General features: G+C 61.7%; 17 protein-coding genes. 5 read left to right on the top strand and 12 right to left on the bottom strand.

Annotation, left to right across the window (positions count from 1 at the left end):
* Positions 1–2: 2 nt before the first annotated feature.
* From GTP46_RS13435 to GTP46_RS13470, 8 genes are all read right to left on the bottom strand, one after another.
* Positions 3–4,706 (bottom strand): NAD-glutamate dehydrogenase domain-containing protein, encoded by a 4,704-nt coding sequence (locus GTP46_RS13435; protein ID WP_161007138.1) that lies wholly within the window; start codon positions 4,704–4,706, stop codon positions 3–5.
* 72 nt (positions 4,707–4,778) lie between these two features.
* Positions 4,779–6,113, bottom strand: coding sequence for an N-succinylarginine dihydrolase (gene astB, locus GTP46_RS13440; protein ID WP_161007139.1), 1,335 nt, complete (start codon positions 6,111–6,113; stop codon positions 4,779–4,781).
* Between the two features lie 12 nt (positions 6,114–6,125).
* Positions 6,126–7,607, bottom strand: a complete 1,482-nt coding sequence (gene astD / locus GTP46_RS13445; protein WP_161007140.1) for a succinylglutamate-semialdehyde dehydrogenase — start codon at positions 7,605–7,607, stop codon at positions 6,126–6,128.
* A complete protein-coding gene (gene astA / locus GTP46_RS13450; protein ID WP_161007141.1) occupies positions 7,600–8,655 on the bottom strand; it encodes an arginine N-succinyltransferase in 1,056 nt (351 codons plus the stop codon). The genes astD and astA overlap by 8 nt, the downstream gene beginning before the upstream one ends.
* A gap of 10 nt (positions 8,656–8,665) precedes the next feature.
* Positions 8,666–9,700 (bottom strand): arginine N-succinyltransferase, encoded by a 1,035-nt coding sequence (locus GTP46_RS13455; RefSeq protein WP_161007142.1) that lies wholly within the window; start codon positions 9,698–9,700, stop codon positions 8,666–8,668.
* A gap of 119 nt (positions 9,701–9,819) precedes the next feature.
* Positions 9,820–11,064 (bottom strand): acetylornithine/succinylornithine family transaminase, encoded by a 1,245-nt coding sequence (gene astC / locus GTP46_RS13460; protein WP_161007143.1) that lies wholly within the window; start codon positions 11,062–11,064, stop codon positions 9,820–9,822.
* 128 nt (positions 11,065–11,192) lie between these two features.
* Positions 11,193–12,134 (bottom strand): GlxA family transcriptional regulator, encoded by a 942-nt coding sequence (locus tag GTP46_RS13465; RefSeq protein WP_161007144.1) that lies wholly within the window; start codon positions 12,132–12,134, stop codon positions 11,193–11,195.
* 5 nt (positions 12,135–12,139) lie between these two features.
* A complete protein-coding gene (locus tag GTP46_RS13470) occupies positions 12,140–13,054 on the bottom strand; it encodes a DMT family transporter (protein ID WP_161007145.1) in 915 nt (304 codons plus the stop codon).
* 75 nt (positions 13,055–13,129) lie between these two features.
* Between GTP46_RS13470 and GTP46_RS13475 the strand changes: the two genes are divergently transcribed.
* The 3 genes from GTP46_RS13475 to GTP46_RS13485 all read left to right on the top strand — a co-directional run bounded on the left by GTP46_RS13475 (position 13,130) and on the right by GTP46_RS13485 (position 14,837).
* A complete protein-coding gene (locus GTP46_RS13475; RefSeq protein WP_161007146.1) occupies positions 13,130–13,591 on the top strand; it encodes a MarR family winged helix-turn-helix transcriptional regulator in 462 nt (153 codons plus the stop codon).
* A 16-nt stretch (positions 13,592–13,607) separates the two neighbouring features.
* Positions 13,608–13,889 (top strand): hypothetical protein, encoded by a 282-nt coding sequence (locus GTP46_RS13480; protein ID WP_161007147.1) that lies wholly within the window; start codon positions 13,608–13,610, stop codon positions 13,887–13,889.
* 111 nt (positions 13,890–14,000) lie between these two features.
* Positions 14,001–14,837: an HDOD domain-containing protein gene (locus tag GTP46_RS13485; protein WP_161007148.1), complete on the top strand. Its 837-nt coding sequence runs from the start codon at positions 14,001–14,003 to the stop codon at positions 14,835–14,837.
* Positions 14,838–14,958: 121 nt separating this feature from the next.
* Here the strand turns inward: GTP46_RS13485 and GTP46_RS13490 are convergent, their stop codons facing one another.
* Genes GTP46_RS13490 through GTP46_RS13505 form a run of 4 tightly spaced genes read right to left on the bottom strand, consistent with a single transcriptional unit; the run spans position 14,959 to position 18,500 of the window.
* The gene (locus GTP46_RS13490; RefSeq protein ID WP_161007149.1) at positions 14,959–15,576 is read right to left on the bottom strand and encodes a glutathione S-transferase family protein; all 618 of its coding nucleotides are present in this window, start codon (positions 15,574–15,576) and stop codon (positions 14,959–14,961) included.
* A gap of 57 nt (positions 15,577–15,633) precedes the next feature.
* Complete coding sequence (locus GTP46_RS13495) at positions 15,634–16,329, bottom strand: helix-turn-helix transcriptional regulator (protein ID WP_202414256.1); 696 nt, start codon at positions 16,327–16,329, stop codon at positions 15,634–15,636.
* 10 nt (positions 16,330–16,339) lie between these two features.
* Positions 16,340–17,122 carry an ethanolamine ammonia-lyase subunit EutC gene (eutC, locus tag GTP46_RS13500; protein WP_161007150.1) on the bottom strand — a complete coding sequence of 261 codons (783 nt, stop codon included), beginning with the start codon at positions 17,120–17,122 and terminating at the stop codon, positions 16,340–16,342.
* Complete coding sequence (locus tag GTP46_RS13505; RefSeq protein ID WP_161007151.1) at positions 17,115–18,500, bottom strand: ethanolamine ammonia-lyase subunit EutB; 1,386 nt, start codon at positions 18,498–18,500, stop codon at positions 17,115–17,117. Before GTP46_RS13505 ends, eutC begins: the two co-directional genes overlap by 8 nt.
* Positions 18,501–18,726: 226 nt before the next feature.
* On the opposite strand from GTP46_RS13505, the gene GTP46_RS13510 reads away from it, so the two are divergent.
* Together GTP46_RS13510 and GTP46_RS13515 are read left to right on the top strand one after the other, a co-directional pair.
* Entirely contained in the window at positions 18,727–18,933 is a 207-nt protein-coding gene (locus GTP46_RS13510; RefSeq protein WP_161007152.1) for a hypothetical protein, read from the top strand.
* Between the two features lie 156 nt (positions 18,934–19,089).
* A complete protein-coding gene (locus tag GTP46_RS13515) occupies positions 19,090–19,575 on the top strand; it encodes a pyridoxamine 5'-phosphate oxidase family protein (RefSeq protein ID WP_161007153.1) in 486 nt (161 codons plus the stop codon).
* Positions 19,576–19,855: the final 280 nt, after the last annotated feature.

A 19,855-nucleotide genomic window follows, 5' to 3' on the forward strand; every position in this document is an offset into this window, starting at 1 on the left:
TATTACGCCGCCAATGCAGTCGAGCTGGCGTTGACCGCCTCCGACAAAGCCCACACGTCCAGCATCGCTTGTTCCAGATCCGTCGCCGCAGCGTAGCCCGACAAGCCCAGCGTGTTGGCGACGACTTCCACCGCCTCCGCCGCCGAGTGGTCGCCGGTAGCTTGCTTCAGCACTTGCGACAGCAAGCGTTGCTGCGTGCGGCGCAGCGCGTTCTGTGCGTAGCTGCGCAGCTGTTCTTGCGAACGGCTGACCGCCGCCAGCTTCAGGCCGCGCTCCAGCGTATCGATGCCGACTTGCGCACGCAGCGCCAAGCCAACTTGCAGGAAGGCCGGCAAGTCCATGCCTGCAGGACGCTGTACCGACAGCGCCGCGAACACAAACGCCGCCACAGCTTCAATCGCATCCACCGCCATCCACGCACGCACAAACTCCACGCGCAGGCCGGCAGTCAGTTCGGCTTCCGACTGGCCACTGGCAGGCGTCAGCTGCGCCAGCGTTTCTGGATTGGCGAACAGGCGAGTCAACTCGGCCACGCCGTTGCGCAGCTGGTCGGCAGGCACCGACAGCGCACCTTCAATCACAGCCTTCTGCAGCACGCGGGTGTGCGCATCAACCTTGATCGATACGGCACGCGGTATTTTCAGCGCATCAGCATCCAGCGCGTTGAACACCGGCGCCAGATTCAGCGCGGACCATGCCTGGCCCCACGCCAGGATCACTTCTGCTTCATCGACGCCATGTTCACCGGCCAGTTGGCGCAGCATCAGCGGACCGCAGCGGTTCACCGATTCATTCGCCAGCACGGTGGCGAGGATGGCGTTGGCCAGCGGGTGTGCCAGCGCTGGACGGGTGGCCACCAGCAGGTCCGGGAAGTACGGCTTCAGCACCGACTCGGCCCAGCTGTTATCCGTCAGCGGCAGCGCCGACAGGATGCGCTTGTAACGATTCTTCACGTTGGCGATGACCACCGCCAGTTCCGGCGTGGTCAGGCCACGGCCATCAGCCTTGCGGCGTGCCAGTTCGGCCACCGATGGCAGCTGCTCCAGTTCACGCGACAGCGCGCCCTCTTCTTCCAGCGACGCGATCAGCGCGGCGTAACCGTCCTGCACACCGGCGTCGGTTTGCGCTTGCAGCTCGCGCACCAGCAACTGGGTTTGCAGCGTGTTGTCGCGCAGGACCAGGCGTTCGATATCCAGCGTCATGTCGTTCAGGATGCGATTGCGGTCTGCTTCGCTCAACTGGCCGGCGTTCATTTCCACGTCCAGCCACATCTTCGCGTTCACTTCGTGGTCCGAGCAATCCACACCAGCCGAGTTATCGATCGCATCGGTGAAGATGCGGCCACCCGACAGCGCGAATTCAATGCGGCCCGCTTGCGTCGCGCCGAGGTTACCGCCTTCGGAAACCACTTTGCAGCGCAGCTCATTGCCATTGACGCGGATGTTGTCGTTGGCGCGATCCTTCACTTGCGCGTGGGTCTCGGCCGAGGACTTGATGTAGGTGCCGATACCGCCGTTGTAGAACAGATCCACAGGCGCCAGCAGGATGCGGTGCATCAGTTCTTCCGGCGGCAGCGCGGTTTCTTCGATATCCAGCACGGCGCGAATCTCTGGCGACAGTTCAATCGAACGCGCGTTACGTGGGAACACGCCACCACCTTTCGAGATCAGTTCCTTGTTGTAGTCTTCCCACGAGGAGCGCGGCAGCGCGAACATGCGCTCGCGTTCCTTGAACGAGACTTCCATGTCCGGATTCGGATCGAGGAAGATGTGACGGTGGTCAAACGCCGCCACGATCTTAAGCTTGCGCGACAGCAGCGCGCCGTTACCGAACACGTCGCCCGACATGTCGCCCACACCGACCATCGTTACTGGCGTGGCGTGAATGTCGTGATCCATTTCGTAGAAGTGGCGCTTGACCGCTTCGAACGCACCCTTGGCGGTAATGCCCATCTTCTTATGGTCATAGCCATTCGAGCCGCCCGATGCAAACGCATCACCCAGCCAGAAGCCGCGCTGCACCGCAATGCCGTTGGCGATGTCGGAGAAGGTTGCGGTGCCCTTGTCGGCTGCCACCACCAGATAAGGATCGCCGCCGTCGTAGCAGACGGTGTCAGTCGGTGCAACGATCTTGCCCAGCACGCGGTTATCGGTCACTTCCAGCAGGCTGGAAATGAACAGGCGATACACTGCTTCGCCTTCCGCCGCGATAGTTTCGCGCACGGCGTCTTTCGGCATCTGCTTGCAAACGAAGCCGCCTTTGGCGCCGGCCGGCACGATAACGGCGTTCTTCACCATTTGCGCTTTCACTAGGCCGAGAACTTCGGTGCGGTAGTCTTCCATGCGGTCCGACCAGCGCAAGCCACCGCGAGCGACAGGGCCGCCGCGCAGGTGTACGCCTTCGAAGCGGCGCGAGAATACGAAGATCTCGCGGAACGGACGCGGCTCCGGCACCAGCGCCAGGTTGCTGGTGTCGAATTTGAAAATGATCTTGTCGCCCTGCTGCGCGTTTTGGAAGTAGTTGGTACGCAGGGTCGCGCCGATCAGCGTAGCCATTGCGCCCAGCACTTCTTCGCTGTCGGCGTGGTTGATGGCAGGCAGACGGCTCTTGATATCGGCCAGCTTGTCCAGCGCAGCGGCGCGGGTAGCTTCTGGCAGCGCTGGATTGAAGCGCTGCAGGAACACGTCCACCAGCTCTTTCACGATTACCGGTTGCTTGCGCAGCGTTTCCGCCATGTAGCGCACCGAGAAGCGCGGGCTAGCCTGGCGCCAGTAACTCATGTAGGCGCGCACCAGCTGCACTTCGCGCACACTCAGACCACCTTCAACGACGAGACCATTCAGGCGGCCGTCTTCCGCTTCATTGTTGAACAGAGCGGCGAACAGTTCTTCCGCCACCGGCACGGTTTCCGACTGCGCCAGCTTGGCCGCGCTGGCGGCATCCACCGACAGGCTGGTGACGAAGTGACGCTCACCGTTCACGCGCAGCGAGTGTGCGTGTTCGCGGTCGATGGCAACGCCGGCGTTATGCAGCGCAGGCAGGATGGTCGACAGCGATGGTACGCGGTCTACCGAGTACAAACGAATAGTGGTGTGGCCGTTGTCTGCTTCCACGCGCACGCTGACGCGCGCTGGATCCGGGTTGCGCAGGATAGCGCCCAGATCGTGGAAGGCTGCCGATGGCGTGGTCGCAGCGACATAATCCGGCGGCAGCGTGGCGCACATCTTGCGCATGCTGGCGCGCAGCGGCACGTCGGTGACTGCATCGGCCAGTACGGAGAACTGGTCATGCCAGCCGTCCATCACGGCCAGCAGTGGTTGCTGGATATCGGTTTCCAGATCCAGCGGGTAGCGCGCGCCGTGGGCGATCAGGTAGACGCGAGCCAGCGGGCCGTCTGCCACCAGCGTTTGCGAGCTGACGTGCTGCGCGCCGGCGCTGGCTTGCAGCGCCTTCGCCAACGCGGAAGCGACGCTTGCGCTGTAACGCTCACGCGGCAGGTAGACCAATACGTTCAGGTGACGCGCATACACGTCGCGGCGCGCAAACACTTTGGCGCGTGGCTGCTTGTACAGCGAGACCACCGCGGCGCTGACTTCGGCCAGCCATTCAGGGTCCGCTTCCAGCGCTTCGGTGCGCGGCAGCGATTCAAGGATCTCGACGAACTTCTCGGCGCGGAAGCCTTCCTGGCGCACGCCGGCGATGCTCAGCACCTTGGCTACACGGCCGCGCGCGAACGGCAGGCGGTTCAGCGGGGTCGAGGCGGCAGCGCGGGTGAACAAGCCTACGAAGCAGTATTCACCGAGGATGGCGCCTTGCGCGTCGGTGTGGCGGATGCCGATGAAGTCCAGTTGCTGGTCGCGGTGCAGCGTGCCTTCCACGTCGGCCTTGACGATGGACAGGGTGTGGCCGCGCTTGGACAGCGTATCGAAATCGCCAGGGATATTGGCGAGACAGGTGCCGTACACCGGATGCGAAGTATCTTGCAGCACGCCGATGCGGCTAGGGATGTCACGCTCCAGTTCACGCACGCCCGGCTTCACGGCGTAATAGGCGTAACCGAACGGCTCGAAGCCATCGGTCTTGGCCCATTCCAGGAAGGCGGCGACTTCCTTGCCTTCTTCGTTGTGCGATGCGGCTTCGGCGCCGATGCGGCTGAAATGTTCGCGCATGGCGGCGGCGTCACGGCGCACTACAGCGGCGTCACGCGAGACCATCACGATGCGCTCCACCAGCATGCCGATTTCGGCTTCCGGCAGGTCTTCCGACAGCAGCACCAGCACGTAGGACTCCAGCTTGTCGCCGGCTTGACCGACATTAGTGACAGCGCCATCGGCGTTACGCGCGACTGGCAGCACGGCATTCAGCACGCCGTTGGCGGTGACGCGCAGTTTGCGCATCGCCATTACGATGGAGTCCACCAGATACGGCGCGTCGTCGTTGAGGATCAGCAGCGCGGTGGCCTTGCCGCCACGGCCATCGTCGTAACGCAGCTTGGCGATTTGCGCGCCGCTGCCGGTGCGCTTGGAAGCTTGAGTGAAACCGTCCCACAAAACCGGCGCCAGACTATCGGGCGCGGTGCCCGCCAAATCTTCATCATCGAGAGACCCGAGCCAGGCGCTGATCAGCGCTGCGACTTCGGTGGCGGGTTTGTTTGCGTTGACCAGGTCCAGCGTTTGTTTACGCAGGTCTTGTGGCGTTTGTTTCATCGTGCTTCTCCAATACGTTATAGGTATCTTATGTTGCAGACGCCGCGCCGGCTTGTGGCTGCGCGGCGTGTATTAATCGTACAAACCGGGGAGTCCCAGAATACGGCTCAACTCCTCCAGCGCATTATGCACTTCAATTGCCAGTTGTGGGTCCGCCAGATCGGCAGGCTCCAATCGGTCGCGGTAGTGTTTTTCTACCCACGCCACCAGCGTATGGTACAGCGTCTCGTTCATGACCACACCTTGATGCATGGCTGCGGCTTCGGCGTCGGTCAGCGCCACGCGCAGGCGCAGGCACGCAGGGCCGCCACCGTTGCGCATCGACTGGCGCAGGTCAAAGTGAATCAGTTCATCGATTGCGCTGCCGCTGGCGACCAGGCCTTCGAGGTACGCAGCGACGGAAGCGACTTCCTGGCATTCCTGTGGAATCACCAGTGCCATCTTGCCATCGGACTTGCTCAACAGCTGGCTGTTGAACAGGTAACTGGCGACGGCATCGGCCACCGGCACCTTGGCAGTATCAACGCGGATTGCGTTCAGGTCCGCACCCACGCCGGCCATCGCACGGCGCAGCTGATCGAGCGCGCCTGCTTCATCGGCGAATGCCTGCTCGTGGTAGAACAGGGCATTGGCGTTACCTACCCCGATCACGTCGTTGTGGAACACGCCTTGATCGATAACATCAGGATTTTGTTGAATGTAGACCGTGCGTTCCGCCGACAGGCCGTGCAGGCGGGCTACCGCTTGCGAAGCTTCCAGCGTTTGGCGTGCCGGGAATTTCTTCGGCGCCGATGCGGAGGCATCAAACTCGGTGCGGCCGTAGACGAACATTTCGACGCCGGCGCTGCCGTGGTCTTTGCACAGGCGGGTGTGATTGGCCGCGCCTTCATCGCCAAAGGCTGGAGTGCCCGGCAACGCATCGTGCACGGCGAAGTGCTTCTCGTCCTTGAAGATGGCGCGCAGTGCGCGCGCCGACTGCACGTGCTCAAACGCGCGATGCAGCTTGTTGTTCAGGTTCGCAGCGGTGAAGTGCAGGCGGCCGTCGGTGCTGTCGGCCGATGGACTGACCGTCGCAGCATTCGCGGTCCACATCGGCGAGGCCGAATACGCGCACGCCAGAATCACCGGCGACTCTTTCGCTGCTTTCGCCAGCACTTCTGCGTCGGTGCCGGTGAAGCCGATGCTGCGCAGCAGTCGGAAGTTCGGACGATCCTGCGGCGGCAGCAGCGCCTGGCCGAAGCCACGTGCCGCCAGCGCGCGCATCTTGGCGAGGCCTTGCAGCGCGGCCAGTTTAGGATTGGATGCGCTCTTGACGTTGTTGAACGATGCCACGTTGCCGAACGACAGACCAGCGTAGTTGTGCGATGGGCCGACCAGGCCGTCGAAGTTGAATTCGCGTGCGGACATTGCTGCTACCTTTTAGAAGTTCATGCCTGGCGACAGTTTCGCCGGCATTTCGAGGACAGGATTTTCAATCGATGCAACCGGGTAGGCGCAGTAGTCTGCCGCGTAGTAGGCGCTAGGACGGTGATTGCCCGACTGGCCCACGCCACCAAACGGAGCGCTGCTTGCAGCACCGGTGGTCGGACGGTTCCAGTTGACGATACCCGCGCGAGCGCGCACCTGGAAGATCTTCCACAGATTTTCGTCGTTGGAGATCAGGCCAGAAGCGAGGCCGAATTCAGTGTTGTTGGCAGCCTTGATGGCGCTGTCGAAATCCGCCACGCGGATGATTTGCAGCAGTGGGCCGAACCACTCTTCGTCCGGGATACCGTGTGCGTCGGTGACGTCCACGATGCCGGCGGTGACGAAGCCAGTTTTCTCGTCCAGCTGTTTCATTTCCAGCAGCAGCTTGCCGCCCTTGGCGACCAAATCAGCTTGCGCTTGCACCAGGCGTTTCGCAACGGTGGCCGACACCACAGGGCCCATGAATGGCGCAGGTTCGGCAGCCGGACCGCCGACGGTCAGGCGGCTCGCCACGTCAACCAGACGGGCGACGATAGCATCACCAGTTGCGCCAACAGGCAGGATCAAACGGCGCGCGCAGGTGCAGCGCTGGCCGGCCGAGATGAAGGCCGAGGACACGGCCATGAACACGGCAGCATCAACTTCTTTCGCGTCCCAGATCACCAGCGGATTGTTACCGCCCATTTCCAGCGCCAGCATCTTGCCCGGCTGGCCACCGAATTGTTTATGCAGCGCGGTGCCGGTCTGGCAGCTGCCGGTGAACAGCACGCCGTCCAGCAGTTTGCTCTGGCCCAGCGCGATGCCGGTTTCGCGGCCGCCGTTGACCAGATTGATCACGCCTTGCGGCAGGCCGGCCTTCTCCCACAGCTGCACGGTTTTGACGGCGGTGCGCGGTGCGTATTCGCTCGGCTTGAACACCACGGTGTTACCGGCGATCAGCGCAGGCACGATATGGCCGTTTGGTAGGTGGCCCGGGAAGTTGTAAGGACCGAACACGCCGAACACGCCGTGTGGACGGTGACGCAGCACAGCGTCGCCATCGGCGATCTTGTTGCTGGTCTCACCGGTGCGCGCGCCATGGGCTTGTACCGAGATATCGATCTTGTTGGCCATGGTGGTGACTTCGGTGCGCGCTTCCCACAGCGGCTTGCCCACTTCCTCAGAGATCAGCAGCGCCAGCTCTTCGGCTTCCTGCTTGAGCAGGTCGCGGAAGCGGGTGCAGACGGCAATGCGTTCCGCCAGAGGGGTCAGCGCCCATGCTTCGAATGCAGCGCGTGCGGCGGTCGTCGCTTGCGCCACGTCCTGCGCGGTGGACTCGTTGCTGCTCCAGGTTTGCTGGCCGGTGGCCGGGTTGATGGTGACCAGTTCTGCGCCGCTGCCGTGCAGCCATTCGCCGTTGATGAAATTACTGATGTTAGCTACTGAGTTAGCCATTGTTCTTCCTCGGATTGAGAGTCAAAGTGCGCACGGTGTCGCCGGTTTTGCAATGCAGGAGTTGCTGCTCCGCTTCCGGCAAAGCGACAGCACCGTTGACCGGTACCGATTGCGACAAAATCATGCGGAAATCTTTCAGCGTGGTGTTCGACACCAGCATCGGTTCCGCCGGTACGCTCTCGGGCGCGCAGGCGGAATCCCAATCGGTGGTCGGGCCGATGTCGGCCAGCGCGCTATCGCGCATGGCGCGCAGTTCGGACACGCGGGCTTGCAGCACCGGGCCAGCGTCGAAGATATCGACGTAGCCTTCGAAGTACATGCCTTCCTGCTCCAGCAGGCGGCGCGCCGGCGCGGTCGACATGTGGACCTTGCCGATGACGTCCTGCGCATCCTGCGGCAGGTAGTCGACATACAGCGGCTGGCGCGGCATCAGTTCGGCGATGAAGGACTTCTTGCCGACGGCGGTCAGCGCATCAACGTGATCGAAGTCCATCTTGAAGAAGTGGCGGCCCAGGCCTTCGTAGAACGGCGAGCGGCCATCCTCTTCCTGGTAGCCGCGCATTTCGGCGATCAGCTTTTCGGTGAACAGGTGCGGGAACTGCGCGATGAACAGGAAGCGGCTCTTGGACAGCAGCTTGCCGTTGTTGCCCGTGCGGTAGTCCGGGTGCAGGAACAGCGAGCACAGTTCAGTGCTGCCAGTCAGATCGTTCGACAGGTACAGCGTGTCCATGCGGGTGAACACATTCAGCTCGCGACTGGAATGCACCAGGGTGCCGATGCGGTAGTTGTAGAACGGTTCGGTCAGACCCACCGAGCCTTTGATGGCGCACACGCCAGCCAGGCGGCCCGTATCGGTGTCCTCCATGACGAACATGTAGTCGCGTTCATCGGGCGGAATGGTTTCGGCGAACGAGGCGACGGCGATGTTCAGGCGGTCGCCCATCATTTTCATGTCCGGCTTGAGCGTGGTCATGCCGCTGCCCACTTGCGTGGCCATGACATACAGGGCGTCGAGATCGTCGGCTTGGATTGCGCGTACAACTAGCATAGGTGGTCTCTTAAATTCTTACGCAAATGACGGTATCGCCTTCAGCGACGTTGAGCGCTTCCTGCACCTCTGCAGGCAGTGCCACGCTGAGTTGCGATTCCAGCGATGGGCAGTGCGTGATCACGGCACGGAAGTCGTGCTCCGAACCAGACGACACGGCGTAGCGCAGCTGCGGCTCGCGGCCACGGTCCGGCGTTTCCACCGAGGTGGCGACGCGGCGTTGCAGCGCGCCGGTGAAGGTGCGCAGCGAATTTTTATGGGACTGCAAAATCGGGCCGCCGTCGAAGATGTCGATGTAGTCGTCGGCTTCGAAGCCTTCTGCGGTCAGCAGGTTGAAGGCCAGTTCGCCCGACGGATGGATCTGGCCCATCGCGGCTTGCGCATCGCCCGGCAGCAGCGGCACGTAGACTGGATAGTGCGGCATCAGTTCGACGATCAGCGTGCGGTTACGGGCGCCGCCGATGGTGCGTTCGGCATCGAGGAAATCCATCTTGAAGAATTTGCGGCCCAGTGCATCCCAGAATGGCGAACCGCCTTCGCTATCGGTCACGCCGGCCAGCGGTACGAAGAAACGGTCGGCGAAGCGGTGCGGCGCCAGTACGGCGAACATCAACCGGGCGCGCGACAGCAGCGCGGCTTCCGGCGTGCCGTGTTCACGCTCACCGACGAAGAACGACGACAGTTGCGAGTAGCCGGTCAACTCGGAGCACAGCGTCAACGCGTGCACGCTGTGGCTGATGTTGAGGTCACGCGAGACTTGCTGGATAACGTCGTTGCGGAACGAGAAGTAGGTGCCGTTGGAACCAGCCGCCGCGAACATGGCGGCGGTGCCGACGATGGATTTATCTTCGGCCTCCAGCACCAGCAGGTAGGCTTCTTCGCTTGGGATGTCGACATGCGCAGCAAACGACGCGATCGACAGTTCGATCATGGCGAGGATTTTCTCGCGCGTCTTGGGCAAGGTATGCACTCCCGGCATGGGCACTGCGGCCAGCGCCTCAAGGGCTGCAATATCCGCAAGTTCAACCGGACGGACTACATACATGGGAACTCCTTTGATAATAGCCAAAAGCGTCGTTCCCGCGTAGGCGGGAATCCATAGAGCGCTGGCGAATCACGCGCAGCATGGATTCCCGCTTTCGCGGGAACGACGAGACAACACAATTAAGCTGCTTGCAGCAGGCCGTCCAGCGAGACGCGCAGGATGCGGTCGGCTTCGGCGATCTGCTCGTCCGAGACGATCAGCGCAGGCGCCAAACGCACCACGTCCATGCCGGCGATCAGCACCATCATGCCGTTGGCTTCAGCGGCTTTCTGGATATCCTTCGAGCGGCCTTTCCATGCATCGGTCACCACCACGCCCAGCAACAGGCCAGCGCCGCGCACTTGGGTGAACACTTGCGGGTAGTCAGCCGTCAGCTTCTCCAGCGTGGCGCGCAGCTTGTTGCCGGCTTCTTTCACACGCGCCAGGAAGGCCGGCTGGTTGATGGTTTCCAGCACGGTCAGCGCCACGGTGGCGGCCATCGGGTTGCCGCCGTAGGTGGTGCCGTGCGAGCCGACGTTCAGGGTTGCGGCCAGTTCGTGAGTGGTCAGCATCGCTGCGACCGGGAAGCCGTTGCCCAGCGCCTTGGCCGAGGTCAGGATGTCCGGGGTGATGCCGTAGCTCATGTAGTGGAACAGCTCGCCGGTGCGGCCCATGCCGGACTGCACTTCGTCGAAGATCAGCAGGGCGCCGGTTTTGGTGCACAGGTCGCGCAGCTCTTGCAGGAAGGCTTTGTCGCCAGGTACTACACCGCCTTCGCCTTGCAGCGGCTCAACGATCACAGCGCAAACGTCGTCACCGATGGCGGCGCGGGCCGACTCGATATCGTTGTAGGTGATGTGGTCGATCGATGGTGGCAGCGGCTCGAAGCCTTCGGTGTATTTCGACTGACCACCCACCGACACGGTGAACAAGGTACGGCCGTGGAACGACTGGTAGCACGAGATGATGCGCGATTTGTGCGCGCCGAATTTGGTGTGGGCGTGCTTACGGGCCAGCTTCAGTGCGGCTTCGTTGGCTTCCGCGCCGGAGTTGCAAAAGAAGGCGCGGTCGGCGAAGGTGGCTTCGGTCAGTGCCAGCGCCAGGCGCAGCACTGGCTCGTTGGTGTAGCCGTTGCCCAGGTGCCACAGGGTGTTGGCTTGGCGGGTCAGCGCTTCAACCACGATCGGGTTGCAGTGGCCCAGCGCGGCCACGGCGATGCCGGAGGTGAAGTCCAGGTAGTGTTTGCCGTTCTGGTCCCACAGGTCCAGGCCGGAACCGCGCACCGGTACCATCGCTGCCGGCGCATAGGTCGGCACCAGTACTTCGTCGAAGGTCTGACGAGTCACAGGACGGTTGAGAGCGGTCGATTCTACTTTGGCGTTCATGGCATTCCCTATCAATGGTGGGTACGGTGCGGCACAGCGCCGCGTGGGACCCATTATAAAAAGCGGGATGCTAAAGTTCTTTTCTAATGGCGACAAGAATTTTTACTTTTGGCCGCAAAGTAAACTTATCAAGGAAGCATGAGCTTGCGCTGGCGTTCTTCGCGCGGGGTGTTGCCGAATAGCGCGCCAAAGGCGGTCGAGAAATGCGAGCCGGACGAAAAGCCGCACATCAGCCCCACTTGCACGATGGAGTGGTTGGTTTCCAGCAGCAGCTGGCGCGCCCGTTGCAGGCGCAATTCGAGGTAATAGCGCGATGGCAAACTGCCAAGATATTGCTTGAACAGCCGCTCCAACTGGCGGCGCGACAGGCCGACCAGGTTGGCGATATCGTCGGTAGAGAGCGGTTCTTCGATATTGGTTTCCATCAGCGTCACCGCTTCCGACAGGCGCGGCTGCAGCGCGCCGAAGCGGGCTTGCAGCGCCACGCGCTGGCGCTCCTCGGGGCCGCGCACGCGCTCTACGCACAGGGTTTCCTTGATAGTGGCCTGCACGGCCGCGCCGAACAGGTGCTCGATCAGGGTCAGGGCGAAGTCGATGGAGGCGGCGCCGCCGCAGCAGCTCAAGTGGCGACCGTCCAGTTCGAACAGATGGGGCGTGAGGATGGCGCGGTCGGTAATGTCTTCGGTGTCGGCATACAGCGCCCACGGCAAGGCGATACGCACACCTGCCATCAAGCCAGCCTTGGCCAGCCACAGCACGCCGGCGCCGACGCCGCCCCAGTAGTCGGCCGAGCGGCAGCGCTCGATCACGGCGCGCGTTTGGGCGGGCGGCAGCGGCTCTTGGTGCTCGTCGGCCACCAGCAGGGCCATGTGCCAGCCCGGCTGGGCCAGCACCACTTGCGCTGGCGTCATGGTTTCCAGTTGCAGCACATCGCGGCCGAGCGCGGCTGCGGCCAGCCGCAGCGGCTGCACCAGCCCGGCCCAGGTGATGGCGTCCGCCTCGCTGGCATTCACCAGCAACAGGCGCAGAGGCCGCTGCTGGGCGAGGCTGGACAGGGTATCAAATGACATTCAGGCTACTCCGGCGCAAGGGCCGTGGCGGGACGCTCGGTACTCCATTGGCTCACTATCATACCGGAGATCAACAATGCGGCGCCGAGCAAACCGTTCCACGCCAGCGTTTCGCCCAGCCAGAAATAGGCAAAGATGGCAGCGCAGCCCGGCTCAAACGCGTAGATCACGGCCGCCTCGTTGGCGCTGCTGTGGCTCTGGCCCCAGGTTTGCAGCGAGATGATGGCGGCGGTGGCGATCACACCCAGATAGATCAGGTTGACGCTGTACATCTGCAAGCCCTTGCTGACGTAGGCAATGTAGTCGGGCAGGTCCTGCGCACGCTCGGCCCAGCCCAGCGGCACTTCGGTAATCAGCAGCCACAGCGCAGCGCACACGGCCACTGTGAGGATTTGCGAGGCGGTCAGCGCCATCAGCTTTTCCACCTTGCGGGTGGTGGTCTCCATCAGCTTGACGTAGATGCCGAAGAACAGCGCGCACAGCAGCGCCAGCGTGTCGCCACGGCCCCAGTTGAAGCTACCTTCCCAGCACAGCGCGAACAGGCCGGCCAGCGACAGCAGCAGCGCCGCCAGGATGCGGCGCTCAAGTTTCGCGCCCAGCGCCACGCCGATCAGTGGTGGCACCAGCACGTTGAGGCCGGTGATGAAGGCATTGCGGTTGGAGCTGGTCAGCGCCAGCCCTTCAATCTGGAACACGTAGCACAGGAACAACACCACCCCGGCCAGAATGCCCCAGCGCAGGTCGCGCCAGCGCACGCGCCACAGAAAGGGCAACAGCAGCGCACTGGCCAGCGCAAAGCGGCACAGCACGATCCAGCTGGCCGAGAGGTAGCCGGTCATGTCTTTCATTGCAGGGAAGGTGGTGCCCCAGACCAGGGTGACGAGCAACAAAGCGGCAACGCCGCGTAAATGTACAGGCATGGTTGTTGTTATGGTTAGCGTCTGCATAGTGTACCTGCCAGAAAGCGTGATGCGAAGCGGCTATAATCTCGTCCTATGGGTGAACGCTACTTGAAAAGCATCCGGCTGCTGGCCGAATGCATGCAAGGCTATGAACGGATCTCCGGCGAGTACGTGCGCCGGAGTGGTTTGACGCACGCGCAGTTCGATATCATCGCCACGCTGGGCAATACGCCCGGCATGTCCTATAAAGAACTGGGCGACAAGACGCTGATTACCAAGGGCACATTGACCGGGGTGATCGAGCGGCTGGAGCAAAAAGGGCTGGTGGAACGCCAGCGCAGTAATTGCGACAAGCGCTCGTTTTTCGTGAAATTGACGCCGGCCGGGGAGCAGACTTTCTGCACCGTGTTCCCGGAAGTGATCTCGCAAAGCGGCAAAGTGTTTGCCGATTTCAGCGAGGACGATTTCGCGCAGCTTGAAAAAACCCTGTCAGCGCTTAAAACTGTCATCATGGCCGGGCAAACAGGCACGCCGTCCATCCACGATTGCGATTAAAAACAAGGATACAGATTTGAAAACCTCTCTGCTGGACGGCAAAAAGCCGGCCAAATTCGACAAACACATTATCGGCAACCTGCTGCTGGACGTGGCGCCGCCTGACGAAGTACGTCAGGAAGCGCTGATCGTCGGCGTCCGTAACGAAGACGGCGAAATCTACCGTCTGATCGGCGCCAGCACCCACCGCAGCTTCATGAACGCCGTGGAAGAACTGTTCGACCTCGACCTGGTCGACGAGCTGGAAGACGTGGACGACCCGGTCGAAGGTTGCGACGCCATCTTCCGCGAAGAGTAAGTACCCACTTACAGGGCGTTGTTGGCTGCTTCTGTTGGGTGAAACCTACGCCGCAAAAAGTATTTTCTTAAAAAGTGCCACAAGGCAATCTTTTGAGTATAATTTTTGGCAATGGACAGACTCGACGCCTTCAAGACTATCGCCGCTCAAGCGAGCCGGGGCGAACTCACGTTCCCGGCCAACGTCAACGCTTCGCTGCGCTTGCAGCAGGCGCTGAATGATCCCGACTGTCACGTCGAACAAGCCGCCAGGCTGATCCAGGCGGACCCGTTGCTGGCGGCGCGTAGCGTCGCGATTGCCAACTCGGTCGCCTACAACCGTTCCGGAACTGAAATCTCCAGCGTACGCGCGGCCGTGCAACGGCTGGGCATCCGCACCCTGCAATCGCTGGTGGCGGCGGTGATCGTGCGCCAGATCGGCAGCCAGGTCACCGAGCCTGCGCTGGCGGCCAAGATCAACCAGCTGTGGGAGCACACGGCGCACGTGGCGGCGCTGGCGCAAGTGATTGCGCGGCACGTCACCCATGTCGATCCTGATACGGCGCTGTTTGCCGGCATCGTGCACGAGGTGGCCGGTTTCTACATGTTGGCCAGTGCCGGTGAATATCCAGAAGTGATGAACGGCGAGCCGGAAGACTGGGTCGAGCACGGCGAGCTGGAAATCGGCCGAGGCGTGATGACTTATCTCGGCGTGCCGGACGGCGTCTACAAGGCGATTGAATCGATGTGGGTGGGCTTGCGCGCGCTGCCGCCGGAAACGCTGGGCGACACGCTATTGCTGGCCAATGATCTGTCGCCGGTACACTCGCCGCTGCACCAGCGGCCCGGCGCCACCACGCTGCAAGGCGCGCGCACCATCGACTTCGTGGTGGGAGAAGGCACACTGCACGCCATCATGAGCGAATCAGCGGAAGAAGTGCAGTCGCTGTACGCGGTGCTGATGCTGTAAAAAAAAGCCCGCTAGGCAGCGGGCAAAGTCCAAAACTAGGGATCTCCTCCAGAGGAGACAAATCCAGAATACTCCCCCCACCCTGCCCAGTTCTGTGCGCCAGTTCACATAGTGGACACAATTACCACACCGGCATGGTCTGCTTCCACGCATCAAGCTGTGCCACGCGCGCCAGCCATGCCATTAGCTTGGGATATTGGGTGACCGGCAGTTTGACTGGCTCGATGTAGGTCAGCGATGGGGCGATGGCGAGGTCGGCCAGCGTGAGCGTGTCGCCGACGATCCAGTCGCGGCCGGCGAGGTGCTGTTCGAGCACGCCGGCGAATTGCGCCACCAGCCGGCTGGCGCGGTCGATTTCCACCGGGTCCGGGCCGCCATTGCCACTCAGGCCCTTCCAGATGTGCTCGTAGACGATAACGCCCAGCGGTGGCGCGAAATGCTGTCCCGCCCACAGCATCCAGCGGTTGATGTCGGCGCGGATGAGGATGTTATCGGGATAGAGTTTTTGGCCATGGGTACGGTCGGCCAGGTACTGCATGATGGCGCACGACTCCCACAGCACGAACTCACCGTCCTGCAACACCGGCACCTTGCTGTTGGGGTTGAGTGTGGCCAGGCGGCGGCGGTCTTCTGCGCTCATCAGGTTGACTTCGGTCAGTTCCAGCCGTGTGCCCATGTGGACGGCAGCCAGCATCACGCGGCGCGAGCTGGAGGAGGCAGGATGGTAGTAGAGGCGCATTGGGGATCTCCGGTGAGTTGATGCCTTCATCGTAGATCCGGGCTGCGACAGTTTTTGTCAGGAGTCTTCGCGCAGGTTGTTTTCCTTGCGCCAGGTCTTCAGCAGGTCGTGGCGGCGCGCCGGGTAGCGCTGCTGCAGCGACTCCACCGCCGCGATGCGGTCAACGCGGAAGTGGCGGAACGCCATGCGCATCTCGCACCATGCAGCGAGCAGGCGCTTACCGTCAAAGAAAGCCAGCGCGAACGGCCACACAATGCGGTCCGACGGTGCGCCGTGCTCGTCGCAGTAGGACATGCGCAGGCGGTGCTGGTAGCGGATCGCCTCGCGCACCGGGCGCACGTGGATATCGCTGGCGTCTTGCTGGTCCTGGCCGATCGGCACCCACAAGCTGGTTTCGGCCATATCGTCGCGCAGGTCCTTGGGTGTGGCGGCGGCGATTTTGGCGAGCGCGTTGTTGGCGGCAGCAGCCAGCGTTTCATCGCCCTGCCGGCGCACCCAGCGTGCACCGAGCACCAGCGCTTCCAGCTCGTCGGCGCCAAACATCAACGGCGGCAAGAAGAAACCGGTCTTCAACATGTAGCCGACACCGGCCTCGCCTTCCAGCGGCGCACCCAGGCCGGACAGCGTTTGAATGTCGCGGTAAATGGTACGCTCGGAAACGCCCAACTGCTCCGCCAGCTTGGCCGCAGTAACGGGACGACGATAGCCGCGCATGGCGTCCATCAACATGAATAAGCGGCCGGTACGGCTCATGGTGCGGGTCTCACTCCAACAGGAAGTTGCGCTGCGGCGCCTCCAGGTTGGCGCTCTCGCTCGCGGTTTCGTCCTTCAGCGCAACGCCGGATAGTTGGCGTCGTCGCGACTCGGACAGCAGGTAGTGAAGCTTGAACGCTGCGGCCTCATAGGTCAAGCCCGCCGACCGGACATTGGAGATGCAATTGCGGTCGGCATCGCTCAGTCCTGGCCGAGGCGCCCAGGTCAGGTACAGGCCCATGCTGTCCGGCGAGCTGAGACCGGGACGTTCGCCAATCAGCACCACCACAATTTGCGCGCCCAGCAGATCCCCGATTTCGTCACCGATCGCCACCCGCCCTTGCCGGACGATGGTGATGGGTGCGATACGCCAGCCAGCCAACCGTGGCATCAAGGAGCGCAAGAACGGCGTGGCGTTCTGCTCAATCGCCAGCGCCGACAAGCCGTCCGCGACGACGAAGGCAAGGTCGTAGCGTGGGCCTGCGATGGCGGCCAGCTTTTCACGCGAGGCGTCATCGAGCCGGCGTCCGAGATCTGGGCGTTGCAGATAGACCTGGCGATCCCGCGCCGCACTCTGCACGCTCACACATTGCATGCCGCTTGCTGTCAATGTCTCGCCCAAGACCTCATGATCCAACGCCAGATGCACCGCGTCGCGCGCCCGTGCATGATCCAGTTGAAACGCCAGTTGCTCCGTCGTCGGCTGACTCACGCCACTGCGGCCCAGCGCAATCCGCGCTGCCGTAAAGCGCCGCAGCGATTGCCACGGATTGACCGTCACCGGCTTATCCATGCAGCACCTTCTGAAACACCGCAGGCATCGCATCCGGCAAGGTAAAGCGCTCATCGCCGCTGACGATACCCATACGCTGCAACCACGCCTCGAACTCCGGCGCCGGCTTCAAGCCCAACGCCCGCCGCACATACAGCGCATCGTGGAACGATGTGGTCTGATAATTGAGCATGATATCGTCCGCACCCGGTACGCCCATCACAAACGTGCAGCCGGCGGTACCGAGCATCGTCAGCAGCACGTCCATATCATCCTGATCCGCCTCTGCATGATTGGTGTAGCAAACGTCGCAGCCCATCGGCAGGCCAAGCAGCTTGGCGCAGAAATGATCCTCCAGGCCCGCACGCAAAATCTGCTTGCCGTCATACAGATACTCCGGCCCGATAAAGCCAACCACCGAATTCACCAGCAAAGGCTTGAAGCGCCGCGCCACTGCGTATGCTCGTGCCTCGCAAGTCTGCTGATCGACACCATGATGCGCATTAGCCGACAGCGCACTGCCCTGCCCCGTTTCGAAGTACATCACATTGCTGCCGACCGTACCACGCCCGAGCGACAACGCCGCCTGCCGCGCCTCTTCCAACAGTGACAGCGAAATACCAAAACCGGCATTCGCCGCCTGCGTCCCGGCGATCGATTGAAACACCAGATCCACCGGCGCGCCGCGCTCAATGGCGGCGATGGTATTGGTGACATGGGTCAGCACGCAAGATTGGGTAGGAATCGCATAACGCGCAATGATCTCGTCCAGCATGGAGACGAGGTGTATCACCTGCGGCACATTGTCGGTGGCGGGATTAATGCCGATCACCGCATCGCCGCTGGCATACAGAAGACCATCCAGCAGGCTGGCGGCAATGCCCGTCGCATCGTCGGTTGGATGATTGGGTTGCAGGCGCGTGGCCATCCGCCCCGGCAGTCCGATGGTATTGCGAAAGCGTGTAACGACGCTGCATTTCCGCGCCACCAGCACCAGGTCCTGCACGCGCATAATCTTGGACACCGCCGCCGCCATCTCCGGCGTCAGGCCGGGCGCCAGCGCAGTCAGCGCCGCAGTATCGGCATCATCGCTGAGCAGCCAGTTGCGGAAATCGCCAACGCTCAAATGCGACACCCGCGCAAATGCCGCAGCGTCGTGCGTATCGATAATCAGCCGCGTCACCTCGTCATCCTCATACGGCACCAGCGCCTCGTTGAGGAACACGCTGAGAGGCAGCTCGGCCAACGCCATCTGTGCCGCGACGCGCTCCTCCGCGCTGGCCGCCGCCACACCAGCCAGATAATCGCCCGAGCGCGCAGGCGTGGCCTTCGCCATCAAGTCCTTCAGATCGCGGAACTGGTACGTCTTACTGCCGACCCGGTGCCAATAACTGCCCATCGCCGCCCTTTCGGTTACGTTGCGGCGCGGTCGCAAGGAAGCAGCCATAGCCCAGCAACAGGAACGCCACAAATACGCAGAAGATCAGCCAATTGTAATAGATCATGGTCGCCGTGGAGATCACCGTGCAGACTTGTTCCACTCCATTTACCTCTCTTTCAATTGCCTGCTGAACGACGTCACATCTGGATGCGTGCTAGGATACTTTTCTAGCTAAGGAGGTGATATGTCAATTTATCGTCCTGAAGGATTACGTGCCTATTGCGAATTCGAAACGGCGCTTGCCGAAGAACACGCGGCGGTTCACGAATTGGCTCAATGCGCCAAGATTGAGGTCTACCACCTGTTAGCTAGCGATTTGTTCGACCGCGTTGCAGCCGCGCACGCGAAGACACTAGCCGCTTACAAACAAATTGAATGTTTTAAGCAGTAAGTTATTACCCGCCTAAAACTATACTGCCCGTAATGCCGAGACGTTAGCAACTGCAGGGCCATTTCGATGCAGAAGTCGTTTTCTGGAAGGAACGAAGCAGCGAAAATCTCCAAGCTGGGGGCGCAGCGCCATCGTGACTATCACCGGAGAGACATAATGGACTACATCACTCAAGACCGGACCCGTTGGGTGGAAGGGATATTGCGCGCCGGACGGGAGTTAGTCCTGGCTTCTATCAGGCCGGATGGTAGCCCTCATGCCTCCACGCTGAGCTATGCAAATGACGGCTTGAAAACTTACTGCTCCATTTCCCTCGATAGCCAGAAAGCCCACGATATACGACATGATGCGCAAGTAGCCTATGTGGTCAACAGCCCATATGGGGCGTGGGCGGAAATACAAGGCATCTCGGTCGATGCCAAGGCCAGCATGCTGAACGAGACGGAAGAGCTTCAACTGGCCTCGACCTTGTTGCTGCGGAAGTACCCGGAATTTTCCAAAGTAATTTCCGATACCCGAGCCCTACCGTGGCCGGGCTTGCTTTTCATCGTGTTGCAGCCTCAAGTGATTTCCCTACTCGACTATACCCGGAGCTTTGGGCACACGGAGCACTACGCGGTGCCGACCTCAAGTCCTGCTTAAGGTGGCGTGAACTGCGTATTGAGGTACGCACCTATCGCCGGCCAGGTAGCCCCTCCCCCAGCGGCCCGAAAGCACGCTTGCTGTAAGCGAACGTTCCCAAGAAAATTCTGGCATTCAAATTCCGAAAAAATATTTGGCGAAAACAAGCAGTGTTGCCACCACCGATTGAATCCGCAACCTTACACGGCCGATGGTGCACAAGGTAGCATCTAGCTCGACTGAAAAGTTCACGGATTGTCACCTCAACCAATCTTCTTCAGTCCGTCCCAAAAAAAATCCC

Source organism: Duganella flavida, assembly GCF_009857445.1.
Lineage (GTDB): Bacteria > Pseudomonadota > Gammaproteobacteria > Burkholderiales > Burkholderiaceae_D > Rugamonas > Rugamonas flavida.

Coding starts and splice junctions, on each gene's coding strand:
- GTP46_RS13435 (WP_161007138.1), bottom strand. CDS start 4,706: ATGAAACAAACGCCACAAGACCTGCGTAAACAAACGCTGGACCTGGTC.
- astB (WP_161007139.1), bottom strand. CDS start 6,113: ATGTCCGCACGCGAATTCAACTTCGACGGCCTGGTCGGCCCATCGCAC.
- astD (WP_161007140.1), bottom strand. CDS start 7,607: ATGGCTAACTCAGTAGCTAACATCAGTAATTTCATCAACGGCGAATGG.
- astA (WP_161007141.1), bottom strand. CDS start 8,655: ATGCTAGTTGTACGCGCAATCCAAGCCGACGATCTCGACGCCCTGTAT.
- GTP46_RS13455 (WP_161007142.1), bottom strand. CDS start 9,700: ATGTATGTAGTCCGTCCGGTTGAACTTGCGGATATTGCAGCCCTTGAG.
- astC (WP_161007143.1), bottom strand. CDS start 11,064: ATGAACGCCAAAGTAGAATCGACCGCTCTCAACCGTCCTGTGACTCGT.
- GTP46_RS13465 (WP_161007144.1), bottom strand. CDS start 12,134: ATGTCATTTGATACCCTGTCCAGCCTCGCCCAGCAGCGGCCTCTGCGC.
- GTP46_RS13470 (WP_161007145.1), bottom strand. CDS start 13,054: ATGCCTGTACATTTACGCGGCGTTGCCGCTTTGTTGCTCGTCACCCTG.
- GTP46_RS13475 (WP_161007146.1), top strand. CDS start 13,130: ATGGGTGAACGCTACTTGAAAAGCATCCGGCTGCTGGCCGAATGCATG.
- GTP46_RS13485 (WP_161007148.1), top strand. CDS start 14,001: ATGGACAGACTCGACGCCTTCAAGACTATCGCCGCTCAAGCGAGCCGG.
- GTP46_RS13490 (WP_161007149.1), bottom strand. CDS start 15,576: ATGCGCCTCTACTACCATCCTGCCTCCTCCAGCTCGCGCCGCGTGATG.
- GTP46_RS13495 (WP_202414256.1), bottom strand. CDS start 16,329: ATGAGCCGTACCGGCCGCTTATTCATGTTGATGGACGCCATGCGCGGC.
- eutC (WP_161007150.1), bottom strand. CDS start 17,122: ATGGATAAGCCGGTGACGGTCAATCCGTGGCAATCGCTGCGGCGCTTT.
- GTP46_RS13505 (WP_161007151.1), bottom strand. CDS start 18,500: ATGGGCAGTTATTGGCACCGGGTCGGCAGTAAGACGTACCAGTTCCGC.
- GTP46_RS13510 (WP_161007152.1), top strand. CDS start 18,727: ATGTCAATTTATCGTCCTGAAGGATTACGTGCCTATTGCGAATTCGAA.
- GTP46_RS13515 (WP_161007153.1), top strand. CDS start 19,090: ATGGACTACATCACTCAAGACCGGACCCGTTGGGTGGAAGGGATATTG.